This window comes from Mucilaginibacter paludis DSM 18603, assembly GCF_000166195.2.
Lineage (GTDB): Bacteria > Bacteroidota > Bacteroidia > Sphingobacteriales > Sphingobacteriaceae > Mucilaginibacter > Mucilaginibacter paludis.
In genome coordinates this window covers 1,542,476-1,554,755 of the sequence record NZ_CM001403.1, presented here as the reverse complement: position 1 = coordinate 1,554,755, position 12,280 = coordinate 1,542,476, and the positions used below count along the sequence as shown (strand labels likewise).

9 protein-coding genes are annotated in these 12,280 nt (G+C 43.9%); 1 reads left to right on the top strand and 8 read right to left on the bottom strand.

The annotated features are described in order from the left end of the window. Positions 1–15: 15 nt before the first annotated feature. The 8 genes from MUCPA_RS06550 to MUCPA_RS38155 form a co-directional block, all read right to left on the bottom strand. Entirely contained in the window at positions 16–1,623 is a 1,608-nt protein-coding gene (locus tag MUCPA_RS06550) for a hypothetical protein (RefSeq protein ID WP_008505233.1), read from the bottom strand. 1 nt (position 1,624) lies between these two features. Next, positions 1,625–4,933 (bottom strand): TonB-dependent receptor, encoded by a 3,309-nt coding sequence (locus MUCPA_RS06545; protein WP_008505231.1) that lies wholly within the window; start codon positions 4,931–4,933, stop codon positions 1,625–1,627. Between the two features lie 116 nt (positions 4,934–5,049). Continuing rightward, positions 5,050–6,054, bottom strand: coding sequence for a FecR family protein (locus MUCPA_RS06540; protein WP_008505230.1), 1,005 nt, complete (start codon positions 6,052–6,054; stop codon positions 5,050–5,052). Between the two features lie 261 nt (positions 6,055–6,315). Beyond that, positions 6,316–6,900 carry an RNA polymerase sigma-70 factor gene (locus tag MUCPA_RS06535; RefSeq protein WP_008505228.1) on the bottom strand — a complete coding sequence of 195 codons (585 nt, stop codon included), beginning with the start codon at positions 6,898–6,900 and terminating at the stop codon, positions 6,316–6,318. A 263-nt stretch (positions 6,901–7,163) separates the two neighbouring features. Then, the gene (gene mobC / locus MUCPA_RS06530) at positions 7,164–9,320 is read right to left on the bottom strand and encodes a conjugal transfer protein MobC (RefSeq protein WP_008505227.1); all 2,157 of its coding nucleotides are present in this window, start codon (positions 9,318–9,320) and stop codon (positions 7,164–7,166) included. 30 nt (positions 9,321–9,350) lie between these two features. Next, positions 9,351–10,622: a relaxase/mobilization nuclease domain-containing protein gene (locus MUCPA_RS06525; RefSeq protein ID WP_008505225.1), complete on the bottom strand. Its 1,272-nt coding sequence runs from the start codon at positions 10,620–10,622 to the stop codon at positions 9,351–9,353. Further along, positions 10,607–11,014 (bottom strand): plasmid mobilization relaxosome protein MobC, encoded by a 408-nt coding sequence (mobC, locus tag MUCPA_RS06520; RefSeq protein WP_008505224.1) that lies wholly within the window; start codon positions 11,012–11,014, stop codon positions 10,607–10,609. The genes MUCPA_RS06525 and mobC (MUCPA_RS06520) overlap by 16 nt, the downstream gene beginning before the upstream one ends. Positions 11,015–11,201: 187 nt before the next feature. Then, positions 11,202–11,396 (bottom strand): hypothetical protein, encoded by a 195-nt coding sequence (locus tag MUCPA_RS38155; RefSeq protein ID WP_040625753.1) that lies wholly within the window; start codon positions 11,394–11,396, stop codon positions 11,202–11,204. Between the two features lie 158 nt (positions 11,397–11,554). On the opposite strand from MUCPA_RS38155, the gene MUCPA_RS06510 reads away from it, so the two are divergent. Further along, positions 11,555–12,280, top strand: a complete 726-nt coding sequence (locus tag MUCPA_RS06510; RefSeq protein ID WP_008505220.1) for a hypothetical protein — start codon at positions 11,555–11,557, stop codon at positions 12,278–12,280.

Sequence of the window (12,280 nt, the reverse complement as noted above, 5' to 3'; positions counted from 1 at the left end):
TTATAGTTGTTGTTTTCATTGGAAGGCGGTTTTAGCGATTGTTTTCTGGGAATTGGCAGTCATGTACAACATACCGTCCTCATCATAATTAAGCAATACATCATTAAGCATCATGCTGTAGGTTCCGCGGACAAGTTTGCCCGGTGCATAGCGCTGTCCCTGTTTTTTCTTAAAATCAAGCATTTCCCATGCAGGCGACTGGTCTCTCCATTTCGGATTGGTCTCAGCTTCCTGATATAGCAGCAGTACCAATTTTTGATCCGGTAGCGGCATATAGCCAAATGCAGGTGAGATGGTACCAGTCGGATTTTCCTCGGGACCGGTAAGCACCCCAAACGAACCGGACAAATACATTTTTTGATTGCTAAAACTGCTGAATATCCAGCTGGTAGGCATAGCATAAAGTTCGACCTGGTTTATCAGGCTATACTGCTTTAACTGGTAACCAAAGGGGTGGTTGGCGGCGTAAAGCAGGCCAGCTCCAGGATCTATCCCCACTTTATAAGCGGATGAGATCTTTAATCCTGGAAGCAATTGATGGATTTGCTGTAAAGTACTGATATTACCAAAATCCGGGTGGATGATCGCCGGGATGAATGGTGCTGGGTCGTTATAATTTTTTAGATTAAAAACATATTTGTATCCGCCATCCTTACTTAGTTTAGTAATAAAATGCGAATTCAGGTCGAGGTACACATTCCCCTGGCTATCGGGATGGATACCGGTCACCTGGAAAATTTTCACCTGAGCAATATTACCCTCAAAAGGCTGTGCTGCTGCGAAAGTATGGGCGTTGACGGCTTTAGCATACAAACTGCGATTTAACGTGGTCAGTTGTTTGGTTGCTACATCATATTTACACAACCGGTAGATCGTATTTGCAGTGTTATCGCTGCTGCCGTCAGCGGTAACTACAGAAAAATAGATGGTCGCTTCCTGCGGATCAACGCCACCGCCGTTAAAGGCAGTTACGGTAAAGCTGCCAAAACTATCTTTGAAAACGGTATTATCAAATACCTGGCTGGTTGAACCATCCTTTTTTATCAGCGTGACACTTCCATCCGTATTCCATAAATAAATGCTTCCCTTTCCATTTTGACAGAATAACGGCCTGGCGCCAGCCTGCTGCTGATATTGTGATACCAGCTTCAATGGTTTAGGAAGGTAACCCACCACGCTGTTTTGAACAATTTCTATGGCCGGTACCTGTATGGTATTGCCCGCTGAAGTAATGCTGATCGCGCGGTTTTGCCCTACGCCCATCTCTGTTGTGATCATCAACTTTACAACATCCAGGGAATCACTATAGCCCAGTTTTAACTTTGCGATATTTCCACTTAGGGAGTCCACTGTTCTAATGGTTGAAATCACTCTGGCATCTGCATCGCCTATATGAACTACGAGGTTGTTTTTAGGGTTTAGCCGACCAATGATGGTCAGGGTATCACCAATGCCGTACACTTTGTTATAGTAGGAAAATATTTCAGGCTGATCATATAGCTTCTGATAATAATTATCAGCCTTTTTACAACTGCCCAGCGAAGTGATCAAGAGCAACGCCCACAGACCTGTATGATTGGCAAAACAGGTTTGTAAATTTTTTATTAGTTTGTGTATATCCATTTTACAGGGAATAAGAAAATGTAAAGGTGAAATAACGCCCGGGTTTATATGACGAGGTAATATTGTCGCCTTCAATAGATTTTGCAGGCGGTTGACCGGCGATATGTTTAAGCGGTTCGTACTTGTTGGTGAAATTGATATCCTCGGCCATCTTTACCGATTGATCCAGTAAGTTTTGAACACCTATTTTTAGCTGCAACGACTTGAGCAGACGTTGGGTAACAGAAATATCTATCAGATGCCGGGGTAGTTCTATCAGGCTCCCCCGGTACCGCGGGCCGTCTAACAAATTGCTATATGCGTAACCCCTGCTTGCAGCATAAATGTTAGGGCCAGATACATTATAGATCAGGGAAACCTTGGTACCCAGGCCGGCATTTTCATAATACAACCCCGCATTAATCACATAAGGTGACTGGCCCTGTAAAGGCCGCCGCCCGCCGGTATCGGCTACAGCAAGCGATGCACTTACCAGCGTATCGTTTACGGTTTCACTTTTAATTAAAGCGGCATTGGCTATTATGGAAAAGTTCCTGAAAGCATTCAGTGGAATAAAATCAAGCGACTTTCTGAACTCAAATTCAAACCCTTTAATCGTCCCGGATGCTGCATTCTGGTAAGAAATGGTTGGAATAATTTCAGGAGTCGTTCTGTCGGAGGTATTGATCCGCTCTATAGGGTTTTGTATCTTTTTATAGAATGCCCCAACGCTGAAAGATTCGCCCTTGTTGTTTTTTGGATAAAACTCTATACGTGTGTCGTAATTCTCCACCTTAGCTGATTTAAGTTTGGGGTTACCGTTCAGGATGGTATTGTTTTCATAATCCTGTTCCTCAAAAGGTGATACTTCTCTGAATTCTGTACGATTGACGGTTTTACCGTAAGCAGCCCTAACCACCCACTTTTCATCAGGTCTCAAAGAGATATTCAATGATGGCAACCATGATCTGGTGGGATTATCGACAAGGATTGGTACATTGATCTGAAGATTGTTTTCTTTTGGAATTGCCGCTCCGATTTTCTGACGGTTATATTCGTAACGAACGCCCCCATAAATATCCAGCATATTCCCAAATGGCTTGATACTAAGCGCAGCATAACCACTGTTGTTTTGCTCTGTCCCGATATAGCTGTCGCTTCCGGAAGTGTTGTCATTTACGCGCAACCCACTGTAATCATCACGTAAATAAGCAGGGCTCCATACATTGCCCAGGTCCTGTTCGTGAAAACGTACCAGGGTGGGATTAACATAATGATCGGTTCCGGGAACATAAGTGTACCATTTATCAGTCGTCACATCTCCTTCATGAACCGTATAAACACGACGGTATAGCTGCCGCATTTTCCATTGCTGGTAGGCACCCAGCTTAAGGGACAACCATGGCTTTAGCTGATTGGTATAATCTATAGAAGCATTATATACACCTTCGCTGCTGCGGGTCCATGTTCTGGAAATGATTCCCAGTTTCAAAGCAACGGGATTTCCGTTGTCGTCGCCAAAGCTTAAACCTCGGGCCCGCCACGATAAGCTCGAATCACCAACAGATGATACCGAGGTATTGCCGGTAAGGCGCACCACGCGCTGGTCGGGTGATTCCTGCTTGCTATAAGTATATCCCAGGTTCCATTGCAGGTGTTGTTTCCCTTTTTCGTAAAAATGCGAGCCGCCCAGATTTCCCGCGTACAGCAATCGCTGGTTGTATGACAGAATAATGTCCTTATCCTTTGATTGTGTGAGGCTACCCTGCGCAGCAGAAGAACTGACGCGATCTATCGTATTGGTTTGCCCTTGCTGAAGAATGAAATTTTTAAAGGAAATACTGCTGCTGTCACGTAGGGATAATGTGAAATTTTGCAGCAGGTTAAGCTGTATAAGCGCAATGTTACGGCTTTCATTACTGTTCTTATCGCCAGAGGCATAACGTCCCTGGTATAATTGTGAACGCGTAAGATCAGTGATTTGCGCCTCATTCTTATAGCTCAAAGAACTTAACGTAGATAATGATTTGCCAAAAACTTTAAAGGAATTATAGTAGTTGGCAGTTAATTGAAGATTAGGCAAGGCTGTTTTCTTTCCGTAGTTAAGTATAGGAGAAAACGTTTTTGCATATTGGGAGGGCGTCAGGCTGGCTAAAGCCAAGCTATTATATCCCGGCACGGACGCAGGCAGTTTACGTGTGCCGTCATCAAATCCCCAAAAATCTGTTTTACCACCCTGGTAGGTCAGAAAGTTACTATTGAAAGATGTATTTGTCCGTATGCCTGTTTGCCATTCAATATCAAAGTGTTTAACCTTTTTGGCATCTTTTGTATAAATCTTGACTACACCACCGGTAGCATCTCCCTGATTCTCGGGTTGGGGCGATTTATAGATAAGAATCTTGTCAATGATACGGCTCGGGATCAGGTCCAGTGCAAAAGCCCGGCTGTTCACTTCTGTACTCGGTGCGACGTTGTCATTCAAGTAAGTAAGGTTATAGCGTTGATTCAACCCGCGAACCACAATGAATTTATCATCTACAGTTGTGATACCTGAAATCCTGCGAACAACTTCCGCAGCATTCCGGTCAACTGTTTTGCTGATTTGTTCAGACGAAATGCCGGAGACTACTGACTGCGCGTATTTGATTTCTGTTAAGATCTGCCTTTCGGTGCTATGCGCAACCGGAGCACGGCTTTTCCTGATTGAATTTACAACCACCTCTTGCAGAGAATTAGAACCCTGCATTTTTACGTCGTAATTTTCCTCTTTACCAGTTTTTACTTCAACCTGTATAGTTTCGGTTTTATAACTGATGTAGGTAACCTTCAAAGTGTATTTTCCTTCAGGGGTGTTGTTAAACCTATAATAGCCTTCATTATTAGATACCATCCCTTTTTGAAGCTCAACAATGTAAACGGATGCACCGGGAAGTGGCTGCGATGTTTCAAATTCAACAATACGGCCTTTAAGGGTGCCGGGGCCGCCGCCGGCTGATGCGTTTGGGCTTTTCGGAGCAGGCTGGCTTAAAGTGACATACTCATTGTCTATCTCGTAATCCAGTCCACACGTTGTTTTAATTAATTCAAGTGCAGTCTTAACGGTAATCTGACTGCCTTCTGTTTTTACAGTAACAGCCAGTTTCGTGTCAAGTGCTTCGGCATAATTGAAGCGTAATCCAGTTTGGGTCTTAATGGCCGTTACGATCTTAAGACCGGTTACCGGTGCATTAGGTAAGGTTATCTTTTTGTCCTGAACCTGAGCAAATGCAGGCTGGGTAATAAAAATTGTAAGCAGAAAACATACTAAATATGTTATATTTTGTTTCATATTTGCATTAAATAATAGATATGGGTCAAGAACCCGCTTGTTTATTTGTATTGACTGACGCTATCAGTTGATATTCAAACCGTCCTGTTTGCAGCAGGGCGGTTTTCCTTTAAGTATTAGTTTGTTCCCATGTTCCTTTCCTTTAAAATGACTTGTTTACCTTTTATTTCGTAGCTGAAATCAGCTGATTTTGATAGCAGGGACAACACACGGCTAAGCGATTGATCTTTAAAGCTGAAAATCACTTTCTGGTTCAGTAAAGCAGGTTGTTCTACCTGAATTTTTACCCCGTACCATTTTTCTATATCGCTGATGATAATACTAAGTGGTACACGTTCATAATCCAGTTCACCCTGTAGCCAGTTCAGCGTATGGGCGGCATCTACGACAGCTACATCATATTTCCCAGTAGCCTGCTCGTATTTGATCTGTTGGTTCGGGATTAACCTTGCGATCTCTTTATCGGCGCGGATAACACTTACTTTTCCGGTATGAAGCGTGATGATATTTTCAGTTCCCGAGCTGTTCACTTCAAACGAAGTCCCCAGTACCTTAGTGGTCAATTCTCTTGCACTCACATAAAATGGTTTTTCCTTATTGTGGGCGATCTTGAAAAACGCGCGACCATTTAATTTGACCTGTCTGTCTGTTTTATTGAAGTTGGATGGAATATCAATAGCAGAGCCTGGAAATAGGGTCACCATACTGCTGTCATCAAGGGTTACTGTTTTAGGATGTCCAATTAATCCTTCGACGTGTTGCCATGCTGTTTTTTCCTGGGAGTGGTTTAGCCTGCCATTTAATAAAAAAATAGTGCCCGCACTGAACATAACAAGAACAACGGCGGCAGCGTAGCGATACCATAGCTTGCGTGGCTTCAACCTGATAACCGGAGCTTCCTGTTGCTTGGCGATAAGATTACTCCAAACCCGGTTACGTTGCTCGTGATTGGCCGTAGGATCTTGTCCATCTTCCTGCATGTAAAACGCCTCACGCAGACAAGCCTCTATATAGTCCTGGTCAATTTTCAAGGCGAGGTACGCATTGACAACCTTTTCTTCATCAGGAGAGCATTGCCCTAAAAAATATCTGATTAGTGTTTGTTCACCTGGTCTTTTCATTTATGCCTACTTTTCTATTGTTATATTTTAGGACGAGCATTACAACAGGCCCTCTATAAGGATAGACGTAAGTTTTAGTACGGTATAACTATGTCAAAGTGAAATTTAATACTTAGGTGTATTTCACTTAACAATTAATTAACACAAAAACTGGAGTTTTTTGTGGAATTAGCCGCATAAATTACTTGTAAACTGATATTTAAGTGAGTAACTATATGATCTTAGGAAAAAATCAAAGAATTTTTTGCAGGCTCGCAAATATCAGGAAATGGAGTAGGCGGTAACGAGTAATATCAGAGGTAAAGCCTCTGAGTATTCTCCCATATCATTGCGAATAATTTTCATCGCCGAGGTGATGTGGTTATTAACCGTACTGGGAGAAATGTTTTTTTTCTCGGCGATCTGTTTCTGGCTTAACCCTTGTTCCCGGCTCATCAAAAATACTTCCCGTTGTTTCTCCGGCAGTCTGTTCAATGCCAGGTGATAGACTTGTTCCAGTTCTTTAAAGGTCAGTTCAGGATGATCGGCACTGCCCAATTGTTCCAGTGGCAGGGTGTCTATATCCTGGGTCTGTAAAATATTCTTACGCTGGAAATCGGCAATTTGATTTCTTGTTGAGCGGAACAGGTATTTTTCAAAATCATCGATATGTGCAAGTTCAGCCCGGTGCTGCCAGATGTTCAGAAAAACATTCATGACCATTTCCTCGCTGTCCTCACGGGCTTTGGTAGCTTTATAACAGGTCTGGTATAGTTTATTGTAAAAATAATCGAAAACACGACGGTAGGCGGCATCATCGCCGCTAAGCCAACTTGTAATATCCTGCTGCACAGTATTCACCGTCATTGTGGTTTGCCATGTTATTTATAATACAAAAGTATTCATAATAGTATTAACTTAATGTTACCATCACATTGAGAGCGAGCTTTGTATAATTTGGAGCATGTGTTTTATAGCTAAAATTGTAAAATTCCGCCTCTGAATAAACGTTGAGGATTTTATTGCCAGGTGTAATTTTTTTATCACACCTATTTATTCCGCTACAAATATTTGTTGATTTATGCTCTATAACTGTATATTGACATCGCCCGATCTGGTGCCTATCGTCTCTATCTCGATACCGGCCGTTCTTTTAAACTCTGTTGATTAATATCGCTTTTCTTGCGTTGGGTCAACATTCTTTTTACTTTCCTGGATTGCCGTTTTCCAGGGCTTTTACTGCCTGTTTTTATAATTTCTTTCGACGCAACAGCAGAGGGCGTAACCTCCGCTTCGGCGTGCTCCTTGACTTCTTGCTTTGCCGCATCCAGCGCTTCTTTTCTTGCAGTCAGTATGCCAATTTCTCTTTCTATCAGGTCAGCAATATCTGCTTTGATCGTCTTGTAATTCTCTTCCACATCCAATGTGCTTACGTTTGCAACAGCCGGAATGGGTTGGTAATTATCTTCCTCAGCCTTGATAGCCGCATGGTCATTCTGTATCTCGCTGTGAAATATCTTCAGCTCGATCTTTTCGTCCGGGTTATCTGCCACCATGCCTACAAATGAACCTGAAGACAGGCCGGAGATCTTTGAAGCAGGTACGGCAAACTCCAGTTGCGTTGATTTACTGACTGATGTATCGGAACTATTGATGCTCACACTATTGCGCTCCTGCATGATCTTGCCCAGCCGCTCGGAAAGCTGCTTGGCAGTATCGCCGGTCACCTGCCCGCTGATGATATTGCCGACAATGTTCATGATCACCTCAGCCTGTTCTCGCCCGTAATCTTTTTTGAGCTGGCTATAATCCTGGATGCCTAAAGTGGTAGATACCTTATTTGAACGGGCTGTAGCAATCAGGCTGTCTATGTTATTAAAATAGATGGTAGGGAACTCATCAAAGATCAGGCTGCTTTTGAGTTGGTTCTTCCTGTTCGCCAGTTTGATCACCCTGGATATGTAGAGCGATAGCACCGCGCCGTAGGTTTGCAGCTTCTGCGGATTATTGCCCATGCAAACGATCTTGGGTGATTTCGGGTTGTTGATGTCCAGCGTGAAATCATTGCCGGATAACACGTAATACAGTTGCGGTGAAGATAACCGGGCCAGACTGATCTTAGCACTGGCTACCTGTCCCTCCAACTGATCGGTCGCTTTGTTCTGGTAGGCTGAGATAAACGGATTGATCAGCACCTTAATTTCTTCCTCTTCCTTTAATAATGGAAACAGCTCTTCATAGTCGGCCTGCATGAGTTCGATCACATGTGGCAGCGTACAATACCTGCCGTCACGGTATCTGCGCAAATACCATATAATAGCCGTTAAAAAGTTAATGGGGCTTTCTACAAAGAACTCGCCCTGCTTTTTGATCCAGTCCCTGTTCAGGCCCAAAAGGATCGTCCTTGACGCTTCGGTTGCATCGGTAATGTCTTCCATGCTTTGCGGGTCAAGTGGGTTACTCCGATGGGTACGGGAAAGATCATCGAAGTTGATCAGGTAGAATTGCGGCTTAACCTTAAAATTTCCCTTGTATTTGATCAGCTTGTTGTAGGCGATCTTCGTCAGGTCATCGAACTTGAAATCATAGATGAACATGGAAAACCCTTTTTTTAGGTGCTGGTCGATCACATGGCGGATAACAAAATAAGATTTACCGGCACCGGGCGTACCAACAACAAGCAAGCCCCGGAATGGGTTGATAAAATTGATCCAGGAGTTGCGGATCTTCTTTCTAAGGGCATAGCGTGCCGGTAGGTTAACAGAGTATTCATTTTCCAATAGCCGTTCTTCCTGCGGGAAGGTTTCGTTTTCGGTATTAAAAATGTCTTTGGTTAGTCCCAGGCTAATCAGGCGGGATAGCCTTACACCACCGGTAAGGATTAGCAAATAACCAATAGCAGTTAGCCCGATATAGCTGATGGTAATAATTATCGCCGAAGCATTTAGATAGAAACATAAGCTGCTGATAAAATATAACAGCAAGCCCGCCCCGAGATAAATGGCAATCGTATCCTTTCTGATTTTTTCTTCCTTTTTACCTTTGGCACCGATCAGGGAAATGAGCAGAAATACGAGTGCTGCCAGCTTTGGTTTGAGCATGCCCATAAAAAGCCCGGTCTTTCCGATATTGAGCACAATGCGGGTAGTGATCTCCGCTGTGAGGTGCCAGGCCTGAAAGGCGGCATAACAGCTGATGTAAAAATGGATACTAAGTATGAACAGGCTGATGAGCCTTGTAAAGTCGATGATCTTTCTTAGTCCCTGGGTGTCTTCTCCGGTTTGCATAGCTGTATTTATTTAATGGTTAATGGATGATCAGAAGCGCATACCCTTGCGTTTCTTTCTTTTTTTCCTTGGCATAAGCGGGCTGCCGTCTTCTCTGTTCGGGTTTTTCAGCAGGGACTGCAATAATTTATCGGGTTCCCTGTGCAAAAGGTTCGGCAGGTCTTTCTGTTCCTTTTCCAGCAGGTTAACTGATGGCCTGTTTTTGGTAAGCAATGATGTTTGTTGCGGTTTAACTTTTAATTTATCCGTAGTGGTGAACTGCTCTATTAATGCTTTTGCACTGTACGCCTTGCCCAGGTCGCTGCCATTAAAGACTGATTTATTACCGTGATTTATATAAGTGATGCCATAGGTGCGGCCTTGTTCATTACTGCGGAAAGCCACCTGGATGTTGTAGTTTTTGAGCTCTGCCACAAAGGTCGACTTGCTGATGGCGGTATATTTTCGAAGCGTTTGATCAATGGCGTTCTTTAACGGCTCTTTGTAGACCTTGCGCTTTTCAATGTTTTTCTCAAACTTCTTTTCCAGGTTCCTTAGCGTTGGTTTGCTATAAAAGGAGCTGGCTTTGATCGGAACTCCCAGCGCTTTACCGTTTTTATCTATCAAAGAGAACATCAGGCCCTTTTTTTCAAACATGGCGGTATGCTCGGCACCACGCAGGGCCACTACATTAAAGCTTTTAAGTACCGCATTGAGTTCGGCAAGGCTGGTGTATTTATAATCCCTTGTTACCGCTGTCACCACATTGCTGATCGCCCGTTTGGTGGGTAACTGTCCATATTGTGCTTTGGTCAAGTCCGCTGGCTTAATGCCGGGTTCCTGCTTGAACTTCCTGCTTTCGGCTCTTACAAGCTTAAACTCCTGCTCGGTGGACTTCCGGGCGGGTTCAGATAGGAGTTTACCGATGTTGTGCAGGTCGATGCGTTCGCCTGCAGCTGTAATGTTAGTCGTGGCAATATGGATGTGCTGGTGCGCGGCATCGTCATGGCGGTAGACCAGGAAAGGCTGGTCACCAAAACCTATCCTTTCCATATAGGCGATGGCGATGTCCTGTAATTTGGCATTGCTCAAATTTTCACTGGCATCAAAGTTCAGCGAAATGTGCAGGGCATTGGTTTTGACATTGGGCTTAAGTTCGGTGAGGTGGTTGAAGCGTTGCAGCTTCTGATTGAAATTCATTTTTTCTATCTCTCCCGCAAACCCGCTGGCCAGGATCAGGCTGGCTTCTCCGGCTGTTACCTTGTTCTCATTGTAGTGCAACATCCCCCTGATACTTTTGCCGGTACTTATTTTTGCAACCATTTTTCTGCGAGTTTGGAAATGATCTTTAGCAGGCGGTCTACCTTTATATCCACCTGTTTATAGAGTTCTGCTACTTTGGTAACATGGTAGGCCCGGCTGGTTCCGGTTCTGTCCTGGTTAAAGCTGCGGGTGATCTGGTTGATGTTTACGCCAATCGCTTTCAGTTCCTTTCGGATAAGGGCCAGTTCTTCCATGATTGGGTTTAGCGAAACATCATGGTGGTAAAGGTTGATTTTTTGGCCGGACAGGATCTTTCGGGCCACCGCTGCTATAGAAAGATTATTGCTGTCTTCCCTTAATTTTTCGAGCCGGTTATAGGTGCTTTCAGTAACCCGGATAATCAGGTTTCGGCTGAGCAGGTCTTCGGGTTCGTTCACTTTCTTTCGTGTCATAAACTACACTTTTAGAAAGTTCAGGGTTTGCGAGTTCCGAGCAAATCCCCTGGCCTCAAGGCCAGCAAAGATTTTTTTGCGCATGCAAAAATACATCTTTGCTTAGACCACAGGGGCTACAGGAAAGCTCCTTCGGGAAGGTATCCTGAACTTTGGTGATGTGATGAATGAATGTTATGGGTTAGCTTTATAAAGTGTTGCCGGAATTGGCAGATTTGCTAACTGCTTTTTCAGTGGGTTGGAACTTTTCCAGTGGCACGAAAGTTCTTAATAGCTGCCGGATTTTCTGGCGCGGTTCCTGGCGGATGCGTTTGATTTTCGGCAACAATGTGCCATTGAATTTTCGGCGTTTCAGGTCGGTTATTGTCTTTGGGTTTCTCATGACTATCTGAATTGATAATCAAAGGTGACGAGGTTGGATGGAGGGTGTTCGCAAGTGGGACGGTAGTTGCGAACGATTTAGATGTCTTGTTATAAGCAAACATTAAACCTAAACCAGCTGTTATTATCTCAAATTATATTACATAAAATCTGATGGTTATGAAATTCAAAACATATTTAAGTGGCCTGGCTATCGCCTTTATGATCTCATTTTTATTAGATGCGAATGCTGCGGTTAATAATAAGCCAATAAACTCAGTAAGTTCTAAATCGGTGGCACCTGCTGTAGAAGGTTGGTATTTCAGGGCAATAAGCGGCTATCCCGCTGCCATTACTTTCGAGCCGGTCGTACTCTTTAAAAATGGTGATTACTGGGAAGCAGGCGGTGAAACACTGGAAACCTTGAATATCGCTACCGATAAAAGTAAGCACCCTAAAGCCTGGGGCACCTGGAAGAAACAAGGCCAGAAGTTTGTACTGACCAACAGCAAAGGGGAGGCAAATGATTATAAACTTGGTGAGGGCAACTGGTTCCCGGCCTACGCCTATACCGGTGCTGTTAAACTAAAGCCAGCTTACGAAAAAGTAAGCGGCGGGGATTATGGTAACGGCCTGAGTGCTTTATCAATTAAAAAGATTACGTTTTTGGACGCCACCCATTTTAACGAAGGACTAAACGCGGGTATGTCAACCGGAAACGCTGCGGCCTGGAAGAAATCGGCAACAGGCGGTACGTACCGGATATCCGGCCATACGATTGAATTCACCTATAACAATGGTACAGTGGTTAAAACGTCATTTGCATTGGGTGCAAAAGGTGGCCCTATAAGGCCGGACAATGCACTGATCTTTATTGGGGGTTATGCTTATACAGATACCGAATAA